Here is a 23,781-nt window from a genome sequence, read left to right as displayed (position 1 = left end):
TTTTGATTTGAATTGAATATATTTAACGCCATAACCCAATATATTGATGAAATATAACCGTTTCCCCATCTGGATATGTGCGCTTTTCAGTCTTTTAGCACTGTCCCAAGAGAAAAAAGCAGGTCCAATCATAGAAAATTACGGGGCAGTCTTTCCAGTAAAGAACCCTGATTTTAAAACCAACATCAATGAAGAATTCAAGGTTGTTTTTGATGTGGCCATTGGCCCAGATTCACCTGAGGAATTAAATTTACGGATAGATACTGCCGCTCGATTTTTGAACATGCACGCACAGAACGGTATTCCTTTATCCCAGTTAAAAGCCGCAATGATCATTCATGGTAGTGCCACGACTAATATCATGAACAATGAGGCCCATGAAAAACGGTTTGGAGTTCCTAACCCTAATGCAGAATTATTGCAGGAACTTATGGATAACGGCGTTGAAATCATTCTTTGTGGTCAATCCTCAAAATCCCGTAATGTTCCCAAGGAAAGCCTTATTCCTGGTGAAAAGATTGCACTTTCGGCCATGACCGCACTGATTCAATTACAAAATGACGGATATCGTCTAATGAAACTATAACTAACACAACATTATGAAGAAAATTCTAGCTCTTGCACTACTCGCAACTGGTGCATCCATCTACGCACAAGACTTAGGAAAAGACATCGCCGCAGTTGAATCCAAAGTGATTGAATGGCGACGCGACATCCATGAACATCCTGAACTCAGTAACCGGGAATTTAAAACCGCTGAAAAAATTGCAGCCCACTTAAAATCTCTAGGCATTGAAGTTCAGACGGGAGTGGCCCACACGGGAGTGGTTGGAATCCTTAAAGGTAATAAACCCGGAAAAGTGGTTGGCCTAAGAGCAGATATTGATGCGCTTCCTGTCACTGAACGTAATGATTTGCCTTTCAAATCCACGGTGAAATCAGAGTTTTTGGGAACCGAGGTCGGAGTGATGCATGCCTGTGGTCATGACACGCACACCGCCATTTTAATGGGAGTGGCCGAAGTACTCGCCAAAAACAAGGATAAAATAAAAGGCACGGTGAAATTCATATTCCAGCCGGCTGAAGAAGGAGCGCCTCCAGGAGAAGAAGGCGGCGCCAAATTAATGGTGAAGGAAGGCGTACTTACCAATCCTGATGTGGATGCTATTTTTGGATTGCACATCAATTCACAAACGCCTATCAATACCATTAAATATAAGCCAGGTGGTGCATTGGCATCTGCCCAGCGTTTTGTAATCAATGTAAAAGGGAAGCAAACCCACGGTTCCCAACCTTGGGCCGGAGTTGACCCCATTTTGATCAGTGCAAAGATTATTGATGGACTTCAGACCATCATCAGCCGGGAAACGGAACTTACAAACGAAGCTGCGGTTATTTCCGTAGGAAAGATTACCAGTGGGGTACGTTTCAATATCATTCCAGAAAGTGCTGAAATGATTGGTACCATCCGAACTTTGGATTATGACATGCAGAAAAAGCTAAATGACCGAATGATGGAAATGGTTCCCGCCATTGCCAAGGCGTACGGTGGCGATGCTGATATTGAAATCACCACTTCCACGGCCATTACGTTCAACGATTTGGATTTGACGGCTAAAATGCTACCCAGCTTGGAGAAAGCCGCCGGCAAGGAAAATGTTACTTTAACTAAGGCTGTTACCGGTGCCGAGGATTTCAGTTATTTCCAAGAAAAAGTGCCTGGACTCTTCTTTATTTTGGGAGGAATGGCTCCCGGTACCACTGAGTCCTTTCCGCACCACACACCAGATTTTAAGATTGATGACAGTGGGTTGTTGTTGGGCGTGAAAGCTATGACCCAGCTTACGTTGGATTATTTGAACATGTAATAATGGATTCAATTTTAGATTTTTTGGCCGACATTCCTTGGTGGGGATGGATATTGATTTTTCTATGTATAGTCGCGATTCGGGATATCTTTTTCCAAAAGGCGCACACCATAAGCCATAATTTTCCCATTGTTGGGCATTTGCGGTACTGGTTGGAAAGCATTGGACCAGAAATGCGTCAATATTTTGTGGCCAACAATCGCGAGGAGCTCCCCTTCAACCGGATTGAACGCAGTTGGATTTACGCTTCGGCCAAAAAGGAGAACAATTATGAGGGCTTTGGAACAGAACGGGACATCTACAAGCATCAGCACATTTTTGTGAAGAATGCCATGATCGCCTATCAGCTTCCAGAAGGCCATCCGAATGCCAAAGACCCCTATTTTGTTCCCTGTGCCAAAGTCATTGGAGGATACAACAGACGGAAGAAGCCATTTCGACCCGCTTCCATAATCAATGTATCGGCCATGAGTTTTGGTTCATTATCGGCAGCTGCAGTTGAATCCTTGAACAATGGGGTGAAAAAGTGCGGCGCTTATCACAACACGGGTGAAGGAGGCCTTTCGCCCTACCATAAACAAGGCGGCGATGTGATTTTTCACTTCGGTACTGGTTATTTTGGGGTGCGTAGTCGGGATGGGAATTTTTCCATGGAAAAAATGAAAATCCTAGTGGATGAAAATCCCTGTATCAAAGCAGTGGAAATCAAACTTTCACAAGGGGCCAAACCTGGAAAAGGCGGTGTACTGCCCGGAGCCAAAATCACGCATGAATTGGCAGAAATAAGAGGAGTTGAAGTTGGAAAAGATGTCATCTCCCCTCCTACCCACAAAGCCTTTAGTAATATACCCGAACTTTTGGATTTAATCGAATCCATTGCTGACGAAACCGGATTGCCCGTGGGAATCAAAGCTGCCATTGGCAAATTGGACCAGTGGGAAGAATTGGCCAACCTGATGAAGAAAACAGGGAAAGGTCCGGACTTTATCACCATTGATGGTGGTGAAGGGGGAACCGGAGCGGCCCCACCCAGTTTTGCCGACCATGTGTCCTTACCTTGGACGTATGGGTTTTCTTCGGTCTATAAAATCTTTAATGATATGGGCTTGGCAGAACGCATTGTGTTTATCGGAAGCGGAAAATTGGGCTTTCCGGCCAAAGCAGCCATGGCCTTTTCCATGGGTGCGGATTGCATCAATGTCGCCCGTGAAGCCATGATGAGTATTGGATGCATCCAAGCGCAGGTATGCCACACCAACCGATGCCCATCCGGAGTGGCCACACAAAACAAATGGTTGCAGCAAGGCATCGACGTTCCATTAAAGTCAGACCGATTGGCCCAATATTTTAAGACCTTTCGCAAAGAGTTTTTGGAAATTACCCATGCAGCGGGATACGAACATCCCTGTCAGTTTACCATGAACGACATTCAAGTGAACGTGGATGATGATTACCTAAGCAGTGACCTTGAGGCGGTTTATGGCTACAAAAAAGCTGCGGTTCCTTTTACTTCCATGCAAGAACTTTATGATTGTTCCCATCTTGGAGGTAAGTCCAATTAAAAAAAACATTATACTTTAGCTTCAAAATTGAACATCCAAATACATACTACTTATGAAAAAATTGTTACTCCCTATAGTTCTGCTTTTCGTTGCTACTTCGGCTTTTGCCCAAAGAAAGAGCGATCTTATTGCGGAAATCGATGACCTAAAGTCCAAAATGGCAGAAGTGGAACAGGAATTGGCCAAGGCCAAGCGTGAAATCTCTTCGAGCAGTGCCAAAGCGGAAGCCTTGGAAGTGGAAAATGTAGGCTTACGTGACGCCAACGCTACATTGTTGGGTAATCTGAGTAACTTCTCCGAGCTTTCCAAACAAAACTCCAATAATGTGAACAGGGCCATGGAAGCCTTGGCTAGAAAGGAAAAGCAATTGAGCGGCATCAACGATATGATATCCGCCAACGATTCCACCGCTATTGTTTCTTTGACCCGTATTAAGCAAACTTTGGGTGAAAATGCCAATGTAAGTGTGGCAGAAGGTACCATTGTAATTTCAAGCAGCCTAAGCAATCTGTTCGGTTCCGATACGTCTTCTGAACTTACCGAGACCGGAAAAGAATGGTTGACCAATGTTTCCAAAGTCATCAAATCGAACCCTAATTTTAAGACGGAGGTGGAAGGTTTGAACATCACAGGAGAGTTCGGTCCTACGTATGACCAAGTTGCTACTGTATCCAAAGAATTGGTTGGAACCTTAGGCGTACCTGGCGAAAGCATCATTATTTCCGCTAAGGATGGCAACTTCAAGGAAGGTGTAAATATTAAACTCCAACCAAATTACAAAGCTTTTTACGCCAAGGCCAAGGAAAGTGCCAAGGCGGCCCAATAAGATTGTAGGTAAAAATACTTTTTGCAAATTTGGTTCGTTCTTGTTGTGTAAAATCAACAAAAACCAAACTATCCTATGAGTGGAGATGATATCCTTCAACTTTTTGCGTATTTAATGCCAGCCGTTGTAACCGGCGCAGTTGCCTTTTACTTTTTTAGACTACATACCCGAAATGAAGATGGTCGTAGGCGATTTCTTTTGCACAAAGATTCCCAAAAAGAGACCCTTCCTGTTCGACTTCAAGCCTATGAGCGTATGGCACTATTCTTGGAACGAATTGCAATTAACAGTCTTGTGGTGCGCGTAGGACCTAAAGGAAAAAGCAAGCGGGATTACGAAAATCTTTTGATCAGTCAGGTTGAAACAGAGTTCGAACACAATCTTTCCCAACAGATTTACATGTCCGAAGAATGCTGGAATATCATCAAAGCAGCAAAGAATGCCACCATTCAGATTATCCGCTCCGCGGGAATGAGTGAAACGGACTCGCCCGACAAGCTACGGGAAGATATTTTGAACCAGACCATGGAAAAGCAATCCCCTTCCAACACGGCCTTGGCCTTTGTTAAAAAGGAAGTAAGCGAACTTTGGGATTAACCTATTCCTGAAGTTCGGGCTGAATGGGGCTGGTTTCCTCATTTTTGTTTTTGGCATAGAGATAGCCTCTTTTCCACCATAAGGTCATTCGCTCCTTATCAAAAATCAAGGAATTTGTGGTCAACACCGTTGGCGTATAGTAGAAATTGATGATGGCATCTTTTTGATTGGCCACCAATTTCCCAATCCGAATATTTTGGTTCTCAATACGGTCCAACATGAAACCGAAAATGGTGGTGATCAAATCAAAGGGGTTTTTGGTGGACATTCGGTTGAGGTGATTCACTTCGGTATGCAGCACCACCACATCAACTTCAGTAGCTCCCCGATTGAGGGCTTCTTCAATGGGAACTAAAGTTCCCAAACCGCCGTCTGCATATTCGCATCCATCTTTTTTTACAAGACTCATAAACGGTGTGTAGTTGGAAGAAATCCAAATCCAATCGCAGAATTCATCGTAAGTGCATTCGTTGATGGATTTATACTCAACCTGATTCAGGGACAAATTTGATACGGTGACCACCACATCAATATCGCTTTGCTTAAGCTCGTTGAATTCCTCCACAGTTATGGATTCGCGTATGAGGTCTCGCAGGTTTTCGCTTTCTCCAAAGGTTTTCTTCCCTCGGATGAAATTTTTTACCACATTCCAATGGTTGATGGCAATGATTTCCACCCCATGCTTTTTCTTAATCAGAAAAGGGCAATTGTTAAAAATACTATCTTGATTTACAGAAGAGTAGATTTCCTTTATTTTATCCAATTTGTTCAATGCCAAATGTGATATCAAAAGGCTTCCTGTAGAGGTCCCCACAAATATATCGTACTTGTGTCGGGCCTCCTCAATCAAAAACTGTGCAACGCCACCTGCAAAAGCACCTTTGCTCCCACCTCCTGAAATGACCAATGCCCTCATTTACCCAAAGTTTTGTCCAAATATTGCTGTTCTTCTTGATTTAGCAAAGGATAAAGCGCTTTTAATCGGGCCGTACTGTCTTCGCTTTTTAAAAATTCCTTTAAAATTTGTCGGGATGATTTTTTAAAATGCCATACATGGTGACTGCAGGCTTCCACCAAATTCTTGAGTGAGGCGTCATCAAATCCACCAATACTTTTAAGGTATTGAAAGGCCAGTAACCGTACTTCAAAGTGATATTCTGAGCTGGTATAGCTGCTGAGCTCCTCAAAATAGTTGGGCTTCAAATCAGGATTGTACTCGGGGGTCACCAAGGCCAAGGTCAACCAAAGCAGTCGGATATTTTTATTGGGAAAGCCTATAATCCCATCCGTCTTGTCCAAGTATTTCTTTCGACTCTCAGGAAAATCTGTCCAAAGTTTGTACAATGCGGATTCCAAAGTGATGTAACTCTCATCCTCCAACAATGTTTCAAAATTCAATTGAACCTCGGGTGCAATTTTGTCCATGGACAACGCCAGTGCTTGTCGCACCTTCAGGTTTTCTGTGCCCAACATTTTTGAAATGATGGGAATGGAAAACGTACTGCCATAATCCAAAACCAGCTGATGCTTTATCTGCTCGGAATGAAGCATCCCCCATTTGTTTTGTAAAATGGTTTCGGCAGATTCCAAATTTCCCCCAATCTGGTCTTGCAGCTCAAAATAAGTTTTGATGGATGGGCTTTTGTCCATTAAAAAGGTTTTCACTTCATCAAACGGGAATTCCGATTCTTGGAGCCAGGTTTCCTCAAAATCTGAAAGTTTCATTCCCGAAGCTTTTTCCATTTCCCACATAAAATCCGGAATGGTTACATTTCTATATGCGTATTTGTTCAGGTAATTCTTTATCGCCTTTTTAAAATTGGCATCTCCCACTTTCTCTTTGAGCATCACTAAAGCCCAAGCTCCTTTTTCGTAGAATGTCAGGCTCCCTGCGCTGGAATTGGTCAATGCCTCTCCTGTGCCATCACCAGAGAAATTGGCCAAGGCTTGAGCGGTTTCCAACAAATGCCAGTAATAATAGTCGTCACCAAAAATGTCCTTCTCGGCCAAATAGGCATAAAAGGTAGCAAACCCTTCGTGCAACCAATGGTGCGCCCCACTTTTCTCCGTCACCAAATCCCCGAACCATTGGTGTGCCAACTCATGTGCATTGACATTTACATAATTTTTGTCCTTAAAGGCAATGGAATCCACCACAAGGGTATTGGAAAAAATGGTAGCTCCCGTATTTTCCATTCCCGCATACAAAAAATCCTGAACCGGAATTTGTTTGTAGTTCTGCCAAGGATAGGGTACGCCAATCTCCTTTTCCAAAAAATCAAAAATATGCTGGGAATAGCGATAGGTGGGTTCAGCTTTTAGGCTGTCCTTGGGTTCATAGTAGAGTTCAATGGGAATGCCCGATGCGGAATGAATGGTCTCTTTTTCAAAATTACCAATAGCAAACGCAACGAGGTAGCTACTCATAGGTTTTTGCATATCGAACTGCCATAAAAAAGCTTTTGAATCAGGAAGTGTATCTTTTTTAACAAGCTTACCATTTGAAACTACTGGATAATCTTCCTCAAGAATAAAATTCAAATCGAATTTTACTTTTTCCGTCATATCATCAAAACTGGGCAACCAGTGACTGGTATATTTGCCTTGACCTTGAGTCCAGATTTGTTCGTTTCCTTCAATAGCATCATCCCAGCCCAAAAAATAGACCGTTTGCTTTGGACTTACCTGGTATTCAAAACTTAAAGTATAAAATTCTCCCTTTTCGAATTTTCCTTTTACTATCAGTTTACTATCAGTCACAATCGGATTCACTTTGATGACAGCATTCTTATGCGTATGATACCTAGTCATCTTTATTGAATCAAATGACATGTTATGCGCATCTAAAAAGATGGAATCCACATCTTTCAAAACCCAAAAACTAGTGTTATATCTTCCAGAAATTTTCTTTTCCGATGGTTGGATATAAATATCTGCTCCACTGAATTCAAAGTCCACCTTATCCTGAACCTGGGCGGAAAGCAACTGAGTGAGAAGAAAAAAAATAAGAAATGGGCTTCGGTTCATACCGTCATACTATCAAAAGTCCTTCCAAATTACATATTTTAGTTCGATGAATCCCAATTTTCTGCAAACTCCCATTCCCTATTTAAAAGGTGTTGGCCCCAACCGGGCGGATATCCTAAAGGCAGAACTGGGGATTGAGACCTACCGAGACCTACTTCATCTGTTTCCCAATCGGTATTTGGACAAGACACAATACTACAAAATTGCGCAACTACAGGCTAGTGGCGCTGATGTGCAGGTGGTGGGGAAAATCATTCATCTTAAAACCATTGAACAAAAACGGGGAAAACGTCTTGTAGCCACTTTTGTAGATGAAACCGGGCAAATGGAACTCGTTTGGTTCCGCAGCCACAAATGGATTCGGGAGAATCTCAAAATCAACGAACCTTATGTGGTCTTTGGTCGGATTTCCAAGTATGGGAGTACCTTTTCCATGCCCCACCCCGAGATGGAACTACTTTCAGAACATCAAAAAGGATTGAAAGTGGCCATGCAGCCCATTTATCCCTCTACGGAAAAATTGAGCGCCAAAGGAATCACCAATCGGGTGGTGGGAAAAATGATGCAGCAACTGTTTTTGGAATCCAAAGGGCAGTTTTTAGAATCGTTGCCCCAGAATATTTTGGAGGAATTGCGGTTGATTTCAAAAAGTGAGGCGCTTTTCAACATACATTTCCCAAAGAATCAGGAATTGTTGGCGAAGGCCCAATTTCGATTAAAATTCGAGGAGTTGTTCTTTGTGCAACTGCAGTTGATTTCCAAAAAACTTATTCGAAAACAGAAAATAAAAGGCTTGCCTTTTGAAAATGTCGGGGAAAATTTCACCTCTTTTTTTGAAAATCATCTTCCTTTTGAGCTGACCGATGCCCAAAAACGCGTTATCAAAGAAATTCGGGGGGATTTGGGCAGCAATGCACAGATGAACCGCTTATTGCAGGGTGATGTGGGCTCAGGAAAGACCATTGTGGCGCTCATGTGTATGCTTTTGGCCATGGACAATGGCTTCCAAGCTTGTTTGATGGCTCCCACGGAAATCCTCGCCAATCAACATTACAATGGATTGAAGGAACTCTTGGGCAAAATGGATGTGAAAATTGCCTTGCTGACGGGTTCCACCAAAAAATCCGAACGGACTTTACTTCACAATCAACTTGAAAACGGAAATCTGAACATTTTGGTGGGTACCCATGCTGTTCTGGAAGATAAGGTACAATTCAAAAATTTGGGCTTAGCCATTGTGGACGAGCAACATCGATTTGGGGTGGCACAACGGTCAAAATTATGGCATAAAGGAAGCCCGACCCAAAGCTCCTCTGGGGAAGATGGAGGGGCTATTCCTCCCCATATTCTAGTCATGACGGCTACGCCGATTCCCAGAACATTGGCCATGAGCTTGTATGGTGATTTGGATGTTTCGGTCATTGATGAACTTCCACCGGGGCGAAAACCAGTGAAGACGGTTCATCGGTATGACAGTAATCGCTTAAAAGTGTTCAGATTCATTAAAGATGAAATCAAAAAGGGGCGGCAGATTTATATCGTTTATCCTTTAATTCAGGAGTCCGAAGCCTTGGATTACAAAGATTTGATGGACGGCTATGAAAGTATTGCACGGGAATTTCCAATACCGGATTATCAAATTTCCATCGTCCACGGTAAGATGAAACCAGCCGACAAGGATTATGAGATGGACCGCTTTGTAAAAGGAGAAACCCAAATCATGGTGGCCACTACCGTAATCGAGGTTGGGGTGAATGTGCCCAATGCCTCCGTTATGATCATTGAAAGTGCAGAACGATTTGGGCTTTCGCAATTACACCAGCTTCGGGGTCGTGTGGGACGAGGTGCGGAACAGAGCTTTTGTATTTTGATGACGGGCCATAAACTATCCGAAGATGCCAAAACCCGGTTACAAACCATGGTACAGACCAATGATGGCTTTGAAATCGCAGAGGTAGATTTAAAACTTCGCGGCCCGGGAGATTTAATGGGCACCCAACAGAGCGGATTGTTGACCTTAAAGATTGCTGATATTGTGAAAGACAATCAAATCTTAAAAACCGCCCGGTATCATGCCATCCAATTGCTGAAGGAGGACCCACGTTTGGAAAAAGAAGAAAACCGTCCCGTTCGTATCGCCTATGCCAAAATGATGGCCAACAAGACGATTTGGAACTATATCAGTTAAAAAAGCCCAGCGAAAGCCGGGCTTTTCATTCTACTTCGTCACGTACTAATTGATATCCGTTCCCGCTTCCAATCTAGTGATATAAGAAGCAATGGCATCCTTATTGGGTTGGTCTGGAGCTCTACCTTCAGCTATTTTAAGATGTTTCAGTGCCGTTTTATAATCTCCGACCGCTGAATAGCCTCTCGCCAGTCCAAAGTCAACTGGCCATGTATTTTTATGGGTTTTGGCATTGTATTTAAAGACTTCTAGAGCCTCAGATTTTTTGCCTTGTGCGATAAGCTGTCTTCCATACGTATGGATTTCCAAAACAGTGGCCATGGGCATGGCTTCATCCATAACGGCTTTGGCCTCGGCGGTTTTGCCCTGTCGCTCTAAAATCTGGGCCTTAAGGCTCAGATTATTGAAATTTTTCTGGCTAAAAAACTGACCTTCAATCGCTGCATTGGCCCAGGCGAGGGCTTCATCCAAGTCACCTCCATTGTTCAGCGCATAGGCAGCCGCTTGTTCCCAGGTTTGTCGATTAAATCCTGGTGCGGTTTGCAATTGCTGACGGATTTCTGCCAATACATTGGCAGTTACGTCGGTCTCAACGGTAAATGGTATTTGCTTTTTCTCCCATTTTAAGGAAGCTTCGGCAGAATTTGGTCCCACTTCATCAAAAGAATAGGTCAGAAGTTCCGTATGCGGAATTTCCTTGGTTTCCACATCCACCCGAAGGGCATCCTCGGACGGGTCATAAAAATAGCTTCCCCAAGCTCCGTGATTTTTGGAAAAAATCACTGTTGCGGTATTGTCTTCATTCACAATCATGTGCAACCCGTATTCTCCTGCTGGAAGCGTTTTGCCGCCAATGGTAAGGTCATGCGTGGTTTTGAATACCGTGTTTTCGTTGGCCCCAGCCCTCCATGGGGATTCAGTTGCTGTTCCAAATCCGAGATTGTTCATCCCATAAGGAACCAAGGCGCCCCAGATTTCCCTTTCGTTGACGCTAGGTCGCGAATAGGTAATGGTGACATCGGTATTTCCAATTCGCTGGGATACGCTTGCCAATTGACTTCCCTGCGGTAGAAAGTCCAATTGTGCAGTTACTGTAGTTGAGATAAACAGTCCTACAGTCATGAGTGTAGCCGATAAGGCCGTGTAAAATTTGTTCATTGTTCGTTGTTTGATTTTGTTAATGAATATGTTATTGAGTAGAATTTCCCTAAAGTATGGCGGTTGTCCTTTTGGCAACGTTACAGCAATGTTAAAATACACTGGAGTTTGTTAAAAAAATAAGTAGATATCTAAATTTCAATGCATTACCTTATACTTTTGAGGGATTTGATTCAATCCAAGTGATATTTGAAAATGTTGGAAGGTCATTTGTTAGCATTCCACCAATTTCATGAAAGTCGAGGTTGAACATCGTAATTTTACAGACAAAAAGAAGACAGGTTATAAATCAAATTTTAACTTTGTTTGCTTACAAATTATTGAATCAGACGATGAGTAAAACACTATTTGACAAAGTATGGGATTCCCATGTGGTTCAACATATTGAAAATGGTCCGGATGTACTGTTTATAGACCGACATCTGGTACATGAGGTAACGAGTCCCGTAGCTTTCTTGGGATTAAAGAACAGAGGAATTAAAGTGCTCTATCCGGAGCGCACCTTTGCCACTGCCGATCACAATACGCCAACCCGAAACCAACATTTGCCCGTTAAGGACCCCTTATCCGCAAATCAGTTAAAGGCTTTGGAAGAGAACGCCAATGCTCACAATATTCCATATTGGGGACTTGGACATCAAAAAAATGGAATTGTACACGTCATTGGGCCAGAAAACGGAATTACCGTTCCCGGAGCCACTATCGTATGTGGGGATTCCCACACCTCAACCCACGGTGCTTTTGGAGCCATAGCTTTCGGGATTGGAACCAGCGAGGTTGAAATGGTGCTTTCCACGCAATGCATCATGCAGCCCAAACCAAAAAAGATGCGTATCAATATTAACGGCTCATTGAATAAAGCCGTTACCCCTAAAGATGTGGCGCTTTTTATCATTTCCAAGTTGACCACCTCCGGTGCCACCGGTTATTTTGTGGAATACGCTGGGGATGTGTTCAAAAACATGTCGATGGAGGGACGGATGACCGTATGTAACCTAAGTATAGAAATGGGTGCCCGTGGTGGTATGATTGCCCCAGACGAAACCACCTTCGATTATATCAAAGGACGTGAGTATACTCCAAAAGGCAACGATTGGGATACCGCAATGGACTATTGGAAAACCTTGCATTCTGATGCCGATGCCGTTTTTGACAAAGAGCTTACGTTTGAAGCCAGCGAGATTGAACCGATGATCACCTTCGGAACAAACCCAGGGATGGGTATGGGAATCAAAAATGATATCCCACTTGCTGAAGCCGTTGAAGGTGGCGTTGCTACCTATAAAAAATCATTGGAATATATGGCCTTCAACGAAGGGGATGCCATGATTGGCAAACCAATCGACTTTGTGTTCTTGGGAAGTTGCACCAATGGTAGAATTGAAGATTTTAGAGCCTTTGCCTCCATCGTAAAAGGCAGAAAAAAGGCTGATAATGTCACCGCATGGTTGGTGCCTGGTTCGCATCAAGTAGAGGAAGCCATCAAAACCGAAGGTCTTTTGGATATTTTGGAAGAAGCTGGTTTTGAACTTCGGGAACCTGGATGTTCTGCCTGTTTGGCCATGAACGATGATAAGATTCCTGCCGGAAAATATGCCGTGAGTACCTCCAACCGAAACTTTGAAGGAAGACAAGGTCCTGGAGCTCGTACCCTTTTGGCAAGTCCATTGGTAGCCGCCGCCGCCGCCGTAACTGGAAAAGTGACCGACCCAAGAGAACTTATGCAAGAAGAAGCTTTGGTGTAACAATAAACAATTTACAAGGAACAATTAGCAATAAAATCAAGCATTGTTAATTGATTATTGACAACTGAAAATTGAATAATAATGGCTTACGATAAATTCAACATACTAAAAAGCACTGCGGTACCCATGCCGATTGAGAATGTGGATACCGACCAAATCATCCCAGCTCGTTTCCTAAAAGCTACAGAACGTAAAGGTTTTGGCGATAACCTTTTCAGGGATTGGAGATACAATTCTGATGGAACCCCAAAAGAGCACTTTGTGCTGAACAACCCCATCTACAGCGGGAAAATTTTGGTGGGTGGCAAAAACTTCGGTTCTGGCTCCTCACGAGAGCACGCTGCTTGGGCTGTATATGACTATGGTTTCAGATGTGTGGTTTCCAGTTTCTTTGCAGACATTTTTAGGGGAAACTGCTTAAACATCGGAGTTCTTCCGGTTCAGGTGAGTCCAGAATTTTTGGATAAGATTTTTACAGCGATTGAAGCCGACCCGAATACCGAGTTGGAGGTCAATCTGCCTGAGCAAAAAATCACCATTTTGGCAACCGGAGAAAGTGAAGGCTTTGAAATCAACGGATATAAAAAACAGAACATGCTCAATGGTTTTGATGACATCGATTACCTATTGAACATCAAAAAAGGTATCGAGGAATTTGCTGAAAATACTCCGTTGTAAAACAGGCCCATAGAACACTGCACCACAAAATGAAAGCACGCACCATTGAAATAATGGACACCACGCTGAGGGATGGTGAACAAACCTCTGGGGTTTCCTTCTCCGCTTCCGAAAAACTCACCTTGGCAAAATTGCTACTGGAAGAACTCAAGGTAGACCGCATTGAAGTGGCTTCCGCACGAGTCTCCGAAGGAGAATTGAAAGCCGTCCAAAACATTACGGAGTGGGCCGAAGCAGAAGGGTATCTTTCCAAAGTGGAGGTGTTGACTTTTGTTGATAATGGGGTTTCCTTAAAATGGATGCAGGAAGCGGGTGCTAAGGTTCAAAACTTGTTGACCAAAGGGTCGCTGAACCATTTGACTCACCAATTAAAGAAAACACCAGAACAGCATTTCAATGAAATTGCAACCGTCATTTCCAAAGGAAAAGAATTGGGTATTGAAACCAATGTGTATCTGGAAGATTGGAGCAACGGCATGCGCAATTCCGAAGACTATGTTTTTCAATTTTTGGATTTCTTGACCGCCCAACCCATCAAACGTATTTTGTTACCTGATACACTTGGGATACTGACGCATACCGAAACCGGTGCTTTTTTCAAGAAAATCATTGAACGGTATCCAGATACCCATTTCGATTTTCATGGACATAATGATTATGACCTGAGTGTTGCCAACGTCATGGAAGCTGTAAAAGCAGGTTGCCACGGGTTACACCTCACCGTAAATGGTATGGGCGAACGTGCAGGTAACGCTCCTTTGGCCAGTGTAGTGGCTGTCATCAACGATTTTCTTCCAGAAATTACTATCGGCGTTAAAGAATCATCACTGTATAAAGTGAGTAAATTGGTGTCCGCTTTTACCGGATTCACCATTCCTGACAACAAACCGATTGTTGGAGACAATGTTTTTACGCAAACTGCTGGAATACATGCGGATGGCGATAGCAAAAAGAATCTTTACTTTAATGATTTATTACCCGAAAGATTCGGACGAAAACGCAAGTATGCGTTAGGAAAAACATCAGGAAAGGCTAACATCCAAAAGAACCTTCAGGAACTTGGGTTGACCTTAAATGATGATGAGTTGAAAAAGGTTACCGAACGCATCATCGAACTAGGCGATAAAAAGGAACGAGTCACCAAAGATGACCTGCCATATATCATTTCGGATGTATTAGACAGCAATTTGCACCAGCAAAAGGTTTTTGTGAAATCCTACGTTCTGACACATTCCAAAGGATTGAAACCCTCCACCACCCTTTCCATTGAAATTGACGGTAAATCCTATGAGGAAAATGCCCAAGGGGATGGACAGTTCGATGCTTTCATCAACGCGCTAAAAAAAGTTTACAAAAAAGAGAGCAGGGAATTGCCCAAATTAGTGGACTACGCAGTGCGCATCCCACCAGGAAGTAACTCGGATGCCCTTTGCGAGACCGTAATTACATGGCAGACCAAGGAAAAGGATTTTACCACTCGCGGACTGGATTCAGACCAAACCGTTTCTGCCATAAAGGCTACAGAAAAAATGCTCAACCTAGTTTAAAAACAATAAACCACAAACGAATAACGAATACCCAGAATACATGAAATTGAACATAGCCCTTTTGGCCGGGGATGGAATCGGCCCGGAAGTTATAGATCAAGCTGTAAAAGTATCCGATGCCGTTGCGGCTAAATTCGGACATGAAATATCTTGGACACCCGCTTTGACAGGTGCAGCCGCCATCGACGCCGTGGGAGAACCCTATCCAGATGAAACCCATGAAATCTGTATGGCTGCCGATGCTGTACTATTTGGTGCAATTGGACTTCCCCGTTTTGACAATGATCCATCCGCTAAAGTGCGGCCAGAACAAGGCTTATTGAAAATGCGTAAGGCGTTAGGGCTTTTTGCCAATGTGCGTCCCACGTTTACCTTTCCTTCCTTGATTGACAAATCACCTTTGAAAAGGGAACGCATTGAAGGAACCGACTTGGTCTTCTTAAGAGAATTGACCGGAGGGATTTATTTTGGTAAACGAGGTCGTGAGGACAACGACAACACGGCCTATGATACCTGTACCTATACCCGTGCCGAAGTGGAGCGTTTGGCTCGCAAAGGCTTTGACATGGCCTTACAACGCTCTAAGAAGCTATGCTGTGTAGACAAAGCCAATGTATTGGAAACCTCTCGCCTATGGCGCGAGACTGTCCAAAGATTAGAGAAAGAATATCCAGAGGTAGAAGTTTCTTATGAGCTTGTAGACGCAGTGGCTATGAGGTTGGTGCAATGGCCCAATTCCTATGATGTATTGATCACCGAAAACCTTTTTGGGGATATTTTGACCGATGAAGCCTCAGTAATCTCTGGTTCCATGGGATTGATGCCGTCTGCCTCATTGGGAGAAAAAACATCCTTGTTTGAACCTATCCACGGTTCCTATCCACAAGCCGCTGGAAAAGACATTGCAAATCCATTGGCGACCGTTTTATCCGCTGCTATGATGTTTGAAACAGCTTTTGGACTTCAGGACGAAGCGGATGCCATTCGCGCCGTGGTCAACAGGTCACTTGCCGAAGGTGTGGTCACCGAAGATCTTGCTGAAGGAGGCAAGGCTTACAAAACCAGTGAAGTTGGGGACTGGCTAGCGAAAAATATTTAATCAACCCCCCATAAAAACCAAAAATAAAGGCCCCGAGACACTCGGGGCTTTTTTTATGCCTTAAAACTTACCACCGCGAATCAATTAAAACTACCCCTTTCATCCATTCACACCGCAATCCGTCAATTGAGAGACTGCATTCATCAAATACTACCATCACTTTAAGTGGTCCGAAGCTAGCTTTGAGCAAAATATTCCATTTAAAATGAAAAGAATCTTGTTCACTCTGGCTATCATTGCCCCCTTTCTTTGTTTTGGGCAACAAAAAATAAAGACCATTAAAAATCCTGTGGGATGGACTTATGAAGTCGCACCACAAACACCTTTGAGTGAAAATCTAAAAACCTATACCATTGATGTAAAAACCAACCTCAATCCAATGGACGCCGATGATGAAACCGCATGGTCTATGCAGGTGGACGAGAGCGATTATAAGGTTCGGGAAAAATTGAGACAGGAAGCAATTCAGGATACATTGGCCAATTGGAGTGAACGTTATTTGGCCCTACATCAGCAACCTTATGTTGAAAGCAGCGCCAATCCAGATTTCACCATAGTGCTACAAACGGAAACTTTCCAAGTAGAGAACACACAATTGGATGTGGACTATGATGATGACGAAAGCGTTCTTTGTAAAATAAATGCCACTGCTAGGATTATTGTCAAAACCTCAGAGGGCAACATATTGCTCGATGAGCAGATGGTCTATCTTTTGGATGACACCGATGGGAAAACCCCATTTTTTAAATTGAAACAATTTCTACTCAACCCTGTTTTTAAATTAAAATTCAAGTTGAAAAAGAAACCGGAGAAAAAACGGGAATTATTGGAGAGAAAATTGGAAAAATTGGAAGCCTTTGCCTTGGAGTATTTTTTCAAGGAAGGTGGAAGTATATTAAAGAATCATTTTTTAACCCAAACATTCAATGCATACGGGGCCACATTTGGAGTAAAGAACAAAGAATATGAGAAAATTACCGAATATGCCGAAAACGTAAAATCTGATATAAACTCCCTTTCAGCCTTTAGCAAGAAAAAACGCCAAAGTCACGATCAAATAAAACCAAGTTTAACATCAGCCATTGTTGATTGGCAGACCGAGCTGGTCAAAATCGGCGAGCCAGAAATGCAGGACATCCTTAATTATAACATAGCATTGGCTTCCTTAATTTTAGAAGATATGGATGCCGTGAAATTGCACATTAGCAACATTCCAGAGTATGAGGCATTGGACAAAAAGACCATTTTTGAGGGAAGTTTCACCTACTACCTACGTGGGTTGGCTGATGCATTGGAATTAAAAGAAAAATACGGGCCTCGTGCGGTCATTTATCAACCCTAACCTTTACTGATTGAGGTTCAAGGAAATGACAGAGCCATTTCCTATACCCGTTCCACACCGTATTAAAAATGCAATTTTTTTTGTTTCATTATTTTTTTATGGCAAAAGCCTTGGGGTTTCCCAAGGCTTTTTCTTTGCATTATCTTTTGGGTCATTCTGAACTCGGTTCAGAATCCCATCCAGTCACAAAACTAGTGAGATACGGAAAACACATAACTGCGTAGAGATTTCTCATCGTGCCTGCGGCACTCACTCGAAATGACATGGAAATCACCTTTGCATCAATTCGAGAAATTCGTGCCATTAGTGTCAAACCAAAAAGTTTAAAACTTACTCGTGTGGCAGGCATGGTGTTTCAGAACCCATTGTCATGGAGACTAATGAGATGCTGAAACTAGTTCAGTATGACGAAAAGATGTAAATGCGTTAAGATTGCTCTTCTTGCCTGCGGTATTCACTCGAAATGACAAGAATTACCTCTATGCCATTTCATACGTAAATGCGAAAACCAATCACTATTTCAAATTTCGCTCGTCTCTTGTATATCAACTCAAACCGCCCATCCGTCAATTGAACTCATATTAAAATAAGGAGTACCTATAGATTTGAGTTCAATACCATTCCTTCATATAAAGAAGTGGGTATTGACTCTGGAAGTAACACAAATCTATTACTATGAAAAACTCCAATCTTTTACTATTTCTATTTTTGACTTCCTTTTGCTTGGTGGTCTCCTGCAGCAAGGACGACCCTTGCAAAGAGTCAACCTTTTACAAAGATGCCGATGGCGATGGCTTTGGCGACCCAGCCAATTCCAAAAACGCCTGTACCCAGCCCACAGGCTATGTGGCCGACAAGACCGATACGGATGATACCGACGCGTCCATCTTCCCCGGCTGTACCGCAGTTGCCTTTTATAGGGATGCAGATGGTGATGGTTTTGGTGACCCAGCAAACAGCCAAAATGCATGTGCGGCACCAGACGGTTTTGTAGATGATAAGACCGACCCCAACGATGCCGATGCCACCATTACCCCAAACAGCTGTGCCGAAATCACCTTCTACGAAGATGCCGATGGGGACACCTATGGAGATCCCTTGGTCTCCATCTCTGCCTGCATACAACCTGATGGCTATGTGGCCAACAACACAGATCCGGATGATAGCGACCCAAAAATATTTCCAGGATGTACCGAGGAAACTTGGTACAGAGACGAAGATGGCGACGGCTATGGCGACCCCAATGCCTTTACCATCACCTGCAACCCCGGGGATGACAAATATGTTCTTGACAATACGGACTGTGACGACACCAATCCAGCCTTGAACCCAGGAGCCGAGGAAGTGGCCGGTGATAACATCGACAATAACTGTGATGGAATCCAAGGGATTATCTGGACTGGAGCGGACCTTACCTTTACCAAAGCGGCCAATGCCGATTGGACCTTGCCCGAAAACCAAGACCAAATCACCGAAAATGTGGTCTTTACTCGCCAAAACACTGGTTTAATGTATAATTACCAATGGTGGCAGGACACTTTTGGAGAGGATGCATATCATTTTGAAGGAGAAGCTTCAGATTTGGAGGCTGATTTTTGGAATCAATCGGATTTAACTTCTGATTCCAAAGATTTTGAAGCAATCATGGCCTCTGGAGGCACCAAAGGGGTACGTTGGGCTTTGTTGGACGATACGGGAGCCCAAAATCCAGGCCCAACCTGGGATGATTTCCCATTATATGGAACATTGGGAGATCCCACCCATTTCTACAGCTTTCATAATATCATAACCATAATATCCCTCATTGATAACGGTTTCAATGAAGGGGCAATACCAGTTACTGAAGTACACGATAACTTTAGTGTACTTGCTGAAGGAGGAGAAGATTTTGACGAGTTTAATTTCCAGTCAATAATCGGCCAAAAACTGGGCGTATGGTTAGTGGAAGAAGACATCTACTTTACCCTAACCTTTACCGAATGGGGTGAAGGTCAAAATGGAGGCGGTTCCTTTTCCTATACCCGTTCCACACCGAATTAAAGATGCAATTTTTTTTGTTTCATTGTTACCCTGTAAAAAGCCTTGGGATAATCCCAAGGCTTTTTCTTTTTAATAGATGTAGATTTCATTTCGAGTAATTCGTGCAATTTGTGTCAAACCACCAATATTTTTAAGTGAAACGGGGAAAATTTAGCTTCAATCAGAATCCCGTCCAGTCACAAAACTAGTGAGATGCTGAAATACCTTGTCGGCAGGCAGGAATTCAGCATGTTGAAAGAACATACCTGAGTTGAGATTTCTCGTCGTACCTGCAGCACTCACTCGAAATGACAGAAACTATTCACACCAAGGTCATTTCGAACTGTCATCTTGAGCGCCCGCCTGCGGCAGGCAGGCAGTCGAAAGAGAAGTGAGAAATCTCAAATAAAGCAACCCTATTTGATTCAAAAAAAAGATTTATCGTCGCCCTGCTAGACGTGACTCTGTCGAAATGACAAGGAAATCACCTTTGCATCAATTCGAGGAATTCGTGCCATTAGTGTCAAACCAAAAAATTTAAAACTTACCCGTGTGGCAGGCATGGTGTTTCAGAATCCATTGTCATGGAGACTAATGAGATGCTTGAACTAGTTCAGTATTACGAAAAAATGTAAATACGTTGAGATTTCTCGTCGTACCTGCAGTACTCACTCGAAATGACAAACAAATCACTCCAAGGTCATTTCGAACTGTCATCTTGAGCGCCCGCCTGCGGCAGGCAGGCAGTCGAAAGAGAAGTGAGAAATCTCAAATAAAGCAACCCTATTTGATTCAAAAAAAAGATTTCTCGTCGTACCTGCGGCACTCACTCGAAACGACAAGGAAATCACCTTTGCATCAATTCGAGGAATTTGTGCGATTTCGTGTCAAACCACTAATATTTTTTAAGTGAAACGGGAAAATTCATCAATAATCAGAATCCCGTCCAGTTACAAAACTAGTGAGATGCTGAAATACCTTGTCGGCAGACAGGAATTCAGCATGTTGAAAGAACATACCTGAGTTGAGATTTCTCGTCGTACCTGCGGCACTCACTCGAAATGACCTTATATTGCTAATTGTACATTGATCATTGAGCATTGCAAAAGCAAAGCTTTTACAAAATATAATCCGTACTCAAAAAGTTGCTCACTTTAGCCTCCATCAATTGCTCAATGGTACTCGTGTTGAGTTCATTGTCCTTAAAGGCCACAAAAGTTCGAATAGAGAAGGAACGCAACGCATCATGCACACTTAAGGTAGATTGCGCAGAGTCCTTTCGGCCAGTGAATGGATATACGTCTGGGCCACGCTGGCACGAACTGTTCAGGTTAACACGGCACACCAAGTTGGCCAAGGAATCAATCAGCGGAGACAAGGTGTACACATCTTTTCCAAAGAGACTCACCTGCTGTCCGTAGTTGGACTCCGCCATATCATTCAAAGGCTCCTCAATATCACTAAAAGACAGCACAGGAATCACCGGGCCAAATTGCTCCTCTTCATACACCCGCATATCTTTGGTCACTGGATACAAAACGGCTGGCCAGATGTAATTATCAAAATGCTTCCCTCCTTTTTTGTTCTTTATTTTGGCGCCCTTTATTTGAGCGTCATCCAACAATTCTTGGATATAGGCTGGTTTATCCGGCTCTGGAAGTGGGGTCAGATTCACCCCTTTTTCCCAAGGGTTTCCAAATTTCAGGGAATCCACTTTTTCAGAGAAACGTTTTAAAAACTCATCTTTGATGTCCTCATGCACATACACCACCTTCAGCGCGGTACACCGTTGCCCATTAAAGGAAAGCGTTCCAGAAATACATTCGTTGATGGTAAGGTCTAAATCGGCATCGGGTAAAACAATTGCAGGGTTTTTGGCTTCCAACCCCAACACCAAACGAAGTCGGTTACTTTTTGGGTGTTGTTCTTGCAACGCGTTAGCTGATTTACTATTACCAATCAAAGCCAAGACATCCACTTTTCCAGTTTTCATGATTGGGGCGGCCACAGCCCTTCCGCGACCAAAAAGAATGTTCACCACTCCTTTTGGGAAACTGCTTCTAAATGCCTCCAACAGTGGTGTGATCAACAACACCCCATGTTTTGCAGGCTTAAATATGGTGGTATTTCCCATAATGATGGCCGGAATCAGCAAGGCAAAAGTTTCGTTCAAGGGGTAGTTGTACGGCCCCAAGCAAAGTACAACCCCAAGAGGCCCTCTGCGGATATGCGCATAAACTCCATCGTGCTTTTGAAACTTTGCGGAATCGCGATCCAGCTGCTTGTAGTCCTCAATGGTATCATAAATATACTCAACGGTACGATCAAACTCTTTGTACGAGTCCGGCTCGGACTTCCCAATCTCCCACATGAGCAGTTTTACCACTTCTTCCCGCTTCTGTTCCATCCTTTTCACAAAAGCCAACATGCATTCAATACGATCCTTCACCTTCATGGTTGGCCATACACCTTGCCCTTGGTCATAGGCACCCAACGCGGCATCTAAGGCTTCAAAAGCCTCAGGCTCGCCCATATCAGGGATGCTACCCAAAGTTGTGGGCGCATATTCTTCGGTAGATGATATCGTTGAAATTACCGGTGTGGTGCTTCCCTCCCATTTCCGAAGTTCGCCGTTTACCAAATATGTATTTTGATGGATTTCTTGAGTAATCTGAAGCGCTTCAGGTATTGCTGTTGTTGTAGCTGGCATGTGTTGTTGTTTTAATATGTGTTATCCTAGTGAATTGTCGTTCACCTATTGCAAAGCTAACATAAAAACAGATGAAAACGACCTCATTTACACCGCCTTAAAATCGCAAACGATTGAAAATTTGTTATATCAATCACACGAGGTATTGGAACAGGTCGGGTTTGTCGTTGAGGTAGTCGCCAAAAAAGTTGTTGGCCTTCATGCGTTGAATCAAGGGTTCCAAATCCGCCGATGACTTCAATTCTATCCCCACAACGGCAGGGGCATTTTCTCGGCTGGATTTTTTGGAATATTCAAAATGGGTGATGTCGTCATCCGGCCCCAATATATCAGCGACAAACTCCTTTAAGGCGCCAGGACGCTGTGGAAATCGGACAATGAAATAATGCTTTAGATTGGCATACAGCAAGGCCCGTTCTTTGATTTCAGCGGTGCGGGTAATGTCGTTATTGCTTCCGCTAATGACGCAGACCACATTTTTTCCTTTGATTTCCTCTGCATAATCGTCCAAAGCGGCAATGGTCAATGCTCCCGCTGGTTCCACCACAATGGCATCTCGATTATAGAGGTCTAGAATGGTTTGACATACTTTCCCTTCGGGAACAGTAGACACTTGATAGAGGTAATCTCGACAAATGGGAAAGGTCAACTGTCCCACTTTTTGTACAGCAGCCCCATCAATGAACTTGTCAATATGCTGCAATTCAACCAATTCCCCTTTTTCTATTGATTTTTTAAGTGAAGGTGCTCCTTCTGGTTCGACTCCAATGATTTTCGTTTGTGGAGATAGTGCCTGAAACGTTCCGCACAATCCAGAGGCCAATCCACCACCGCCAACGGCAGCAAACACATAATCGATGGGCTCATTGGCTTGCTGTAAGATTTCCAACCCTACGGTTGCCTGACCTTCAATGATTTTTTCATCATCAAAAGGATGCACAAAAGTCTTGCCTTCTTGAGAACAGAACGCTTGGGCCGCTTTGTTGGAATCATCAAACGTATCACCTTCCAACACCACTGTCACCCATTCCCCGCCAAACATTTTGGTCTGGTCAATTTTTTGTTTTGGCGTAACAACAGGCATGTAGATTGTCCCTTCCACATGCAAATGACTGCACGCAAAAGCAACACCTTGGGCATGGTTTCCTGCACTGGCGCAGACCACTCCCCTTTTTAGTTCATCTTGGGTCAATGAACTGATTTTGTTGTATGCGCCGCGAATCTTGTAACTTCGGACGCGGTGCAAATCCTCTCGTTTTAAAAGGATATTGGCCCCATACTTTTTGGAATAGCGGATACTTTGCTGCAATGGCGTCTCGTCAGCAACCTGCCGAATCGTTTTCGCTGCCTGATAAATATCCGCTATCTGTGGAAAATACATATCCACTGCTTTGTTCATGGGGCCAATAGATTTA

Annotated in this window: 17 protein-coding genes; 12 read left to right on the top strand and 5 right to left on the bottom strand. The window is 43.4% G+C overall.

Annotated elements, in window-relative coordinates:
- Window positions 1–46 precede the first annotated feature (46 nt).
- The 5 genes from ACFSJE_RS01845 (at window position 47) to ACFSJE_RS01825 (ending at window position 4,853) form a co-directional block, all read left to right on the top strand.
- Complete coding sequence (locus tag ACFSJE_RS01845) at window positions 47–586, top strand: DsrE family protein (RefSeq protein WP_379829273.1); 540 nt, start codon at window positions 47–49, stop codon at window positions 584–586.
- A 13-nt stretch (window positions 587–599) separates the two neighbouring features.
- Window positions 600–1,868, top strand: coding sequence for an amidohydrolase (locus tag ACFSJE_RS01840; RefSeq protein ID WP_379829272.1), 1,269 nt, complete (start codon window positions 600–602; stop codon window positions 1,866–1,868).
- A 2-nt stretch (window positions 1,869–1,870) separates the two neighbouring features.
- The gene (locus tag ACFSJE_RS01835; protein WP_379829271.1) at window positions 1,871–3,430 is read left to right on the top strand and encodes an FMN-binding glutamate synthase family protein; all 1,560 of its coding nucleotides are present in this window, start codon (window positions 1,871–1,873) and stop codon (window positions 3,428–3,430) included.
- Between the two features lie 52 nt (window positions 3,431–3,482).
- Complete coding sequence (locus tag ACFSJE_RS01830) at window positions 3,483–4,256, top strand: hypothetical protein (protein WP_379829270.1); 774 nt, start codon at window positions 3,483–3,485, stop codon at window positions 4,254–4,256.
- Window positions 4,257–4,331: 75 nt separating this feature from the next.
- The gene (locus ACFSJE_RS01825; protein ID WP_379829269.1) at window positions 4,332–4,853 is read left to right on the top strand and encodes a DUF7935 family protein; all 522 of its coding nucleotides are present in this window, start codon (window positions 4,332–4,334) and stop codon (window positions 4,851–4,853) included.
- 1 nt (window position 4,854) lies between these two features.
- Here ACFSJE_RS01825 and ACFSJE_RS01820 read toward each other — a convergent pair whose 3' ends face one another.
- On the bottom strand, window positions 4,855–5,769 hold the full coding sequence (locus tag ACFSJE_RS01820; RefSeq protein ID WP_379829268.1) for a patatin-like phospholipase family protein: 915 nt from the start codon (window positions 5,767–5,769) through the stop codon (window positions 4,855–4,857).
- Window positions 5,766–7,880, bottom strand: a complete 2,115-nt coding sequence (locus ACFSJE_RS01815) for a M1 family metallopeptidase (protein WP_379829267.1) — start codon at window positions 7,878–7,880, stop codon at window positions 5,766–5,768. Before ACFSJE_RS01815 ends, ACFSJE_RS01820 begins: the two co-directional genes overlap by 4 nt.
- Window positions 7,881–7,926: 46 nt before the next feature.
- Between ACFSJE_RS01815 and recG the strand changes: the two genes are divergently transcribed.
- Entirely contained in the window at window positions 7,927–10,068 is a 2,142-nt protein-coding gene (gene recG / locus ACFSJE_RS01810) for an ATP-dependent DNA helicase RecG (protein WP_379829266.1), read from the top strand.
- A 45-nt stretch (window positions 10,069–10,113) separates the two neighbouring features.
- On the opposite strand, the gene ACFSJE_RS01805 is transcribed toward recG, so the two are convergent.
- Window positions 10,114–11,226, bottom strand: a complete 1,113-nt coding sequence (locus tag ACFSJE_RS01805; RefSeq protein ID WP_379829265.1) for a DUF2911 domain-containing protein — start codon at window positions 11,224–11,226, stop codon at window positions 10,114–10,116.
- Between the two features lie 332 nt (window positions 11,227–11,558).
- Here ACFSJE_RS01805 and leuC point away from each other — a divergent pair, with 332 nt between their 5' ends.
- The 6 genes from leuC to ACFSJE_RS01775 all read left to right on the top strand — a co-directional run bounded on the left by leuC (window position 11,559) and on the right by ACFSJE_RS01775 (window position 19,677).
- Window positions 11,559–12,971 (top strand): 3-isopropylmalate dehydratase large subunit, encoded by a 1,413-nt coding sequence (gene leuC, locus ACFSJE_RS01800; RefSeq protein ID WP_379829264.1) that lies wholly within the window; start codon window positions 11,559–11,561, stop codon window positions 12,969–12,971.
- Between the two features lie 81 nt (window positions 12,972–13,052).
- Window positions 13,053–13,649, top strand: coding sequence for a 3-isopropylmalate dehydratase small subunit (leuD, locus tag ACFSJE_RS01795; RefSeq protein ID WP_379829263.1), 597 nt, complete (start codon window positions 13,053–13,055; stop codon window positions 13,647–13,649).
- 29 nt (window positions 13,650–13,678) lie between these two features.
- Entirely contained in the window at window positions 13,679–15,196 is a 1,518-nt protein-coding gene (locus ACFSJE_RS01790; protein WP_379829262.1) for an alpha-isopropylmalate synthase regulatory domain-containing protein, read from the top strand.
- Between the two features lie 40 nt (window positions 15,197–15,236).
- The gene (gene leuB / locus ACFSJE_RS01785) at window positions 15,237–16,295 is read left to right on the top strand and encodes a 3-isopropylmalate dehydrogenase (protein WP_379829261.1); all 1,059 of its coding nucleotides are present in this window, start codon (window positions 15,237–15,239) and stop codon (window positions 16,293–16,295) included.
- A 205-nt stretch (window positions 16,296–16,500) separates the two neighbouring features.
- The gene (locus tag ACFSJE_RS01780) at window positions 16,501–17,637 is read left to right on the top strand and encodes a hypothetical protein (RefSeq protein WP_379829260.1); all 1,137 of its coding nucleotides are present in this window, start codon (window positions 16,501–16,503) and stop codon (window positions 17,635–17,637) included.
- A 675-nt stretch (window positions 17,638–18,312) separates the two neighbouring features.
- Window positions 18,313–19,677 (top strand): putative metal-binding motif-containing protein, encoded by a 1,365-nt coding sequence (locus ACFSJE_RS01775; protein ID WP_379829259.1) that lies wholly within the window; start codon window positions 18,313–18,315, stop codon window positions 19,675–19,677.
- Window positions 19,678–20,773: 1,096 nt separating this feature from the next.
- Here ACFSJE_RS01775 and ACFSJE_RS01770 read toward each other — a convergent pair.
- The gene (locus ACFSJE_RS01770; protein ID WP_379829258.1) at window positions 20,774–22,366 is read right to left on the bottom strand and encodes an NADP-dependent glyceraldehyde-3-phosphate dehydrogenase; all 1,593 of its coding nucleotides are present in this window, start codon (window positions 22,364–22,366) and stop codon (window positions 20,774–20,776) included.
- A gap of 133 nt (window positions 22,367–22,499) precedes the next feature.
- Window positions 22,500–23,765 (bottom strand): threonine ammonia-lyase, encoded by a 1,266-nt coding sequence (ilvA, locus tag ACFSJE_RS01765; RefSeq protein ID WP_379829257.1) that lies wholly within the window; start codon window positions 23,763–23,765, stop codon window positions 22,500–22,502.
- Between the last annotated feature and the right edge of the window lie 16 nt (window positions 23,766–23,781).

It is taken from the genome of Flagellimonas iocasae (genome assembly GCF_042682725.1).
Taxonomy (GTDB): Bacteria; Bacteroidota; Bacteroidia; order Flavobacteriales; family Flavobacteriaceae; genus Flagellimonas; species Flagellimonas iocasae.
This window is presented reverse-complemented; position numbering and strand designations above follow the sequence as displayed.

Excerpts from the sequence above, each read along its gene's own strand:
- ACFSJE_RS01845 (WP_379829273.1), top strand. The coding sequence starts at position 47 with ATGAAATATAACCGTTTCCCCATCTGGATATGTGCGCTTTTCAGTCTT.
- ACFSJE_RS01840 (WP_379829272.1), top strand. The coding sequence starts at position 600 with ATGAAGAAAATTCTAGCTCTTGCACTACTCGCAACTGGTGCATCCATC.
- ACFSJE_RS01835 (WP_379829271.1), top strand. The coding sequence starts at position 1,871 with ATGGATTCAATTTTAGATTTTTTGGCCGACATTCCTTGGTGGGGATGG.
- ACFSJE_RS01830 (WP_379829270.1), top strand. The coding sequence starts at position 3,483 with ATGAAAAAATTGTTACTCCCTATAGTTCTGCTTTTCGTTGCTACTTCG.
- ACFSJE_RS01825 (WP_379829269.1), top strand. The coding sequence starts at position 4,332 with ATGAGTGGAGATGATATCCTTCAACTTTTTGCGTATTTAATGCCAGCC.
- ACFSJE_RS01820 (WP_379829268.1), bottom strand. The coding sequence starts at position 5,769 with ATGAGGGCATTGGTCATTTCAGGAGGTGGGAGCAAAGGTGCTTTTGCA.
- ACFSJE_RS01815 (WP_379829267.1), bottom strand. The coding sequence starts at position 7,880 with ATGAACCGAAGCCCATTTCTTATTTTTTTTCTTCTCACTCAGTTGCTT.
- recG (WP_379829266.1), top strand. The coding sequence starts at position 7,927 with ATGAATCCCAATTTTCTGCAAACTCCCATTCCCTATTTAAAAGGTGTT.
- ACFSJE_RS01805 (WP_379829265.1), bottom strand. The coding sequence starts at position 11,226 with ATGAACAAATTTTACACGGCCTTATCGGCTACACTCATGACTGTAGGA.
- leuC (WP_379829264.1), top strand. The coding sequence starts at position 11,559 with ATGAGTAAAACACTATTTGACAAAGTATGGGATTCCCATGTGGTTCAA.
- leuD (WP_379829263.1), top strand. The coding sequence starts at position 13,053 with ATGGCTTACGATAAATTCAACATACTAAAAAGCACTGCGGTACCCATG.
- ACFSJE_RS01790 (WP_379829262.1), top strand. The coding sequence starts at position 13,679 with ATGAAAGCACGCACCATTGAAATAATGGACACCACGCTGAGGGATGGT.
- leuB (WP_379829261.1), top strand. The coding sequence starts at position 15,237 with ATGAAATTGAACATAGCCCTTTTGGCCGGGGATGGAATCGGCCCGGAA.
- ACFSJE_RS01780 (WP_379829260.1), top strand. The coding sequence starts at position 16,501 with ATGAAAAGAATCTTGTTCACTCTGGCTATCATTGCCCCCTTTCTTTGT.
- ACFSJE_RS01775 (WP_379829259.1), top strand. The coding sequence starts at position 18,313 with ATGAAAAACTCCAATCTTTTACTATTTCTATTTTTGACTTCCTTTTGC.
- ACFSJE_RS01770 (WP_379829258.1), bottom strand. The coding sequence starts at position 22,366 with ATGCCAGCTACAACAACAGCAATACCTGAAGCGCTTCAGATTACTCAA.
- ilvA (WP_379829257.1), bottom strand. The coding sequence starts at position 23,765 with ATGAACAAAGCAGTGGATATGTATTTTCCACAGATAGCGGATATTTAT.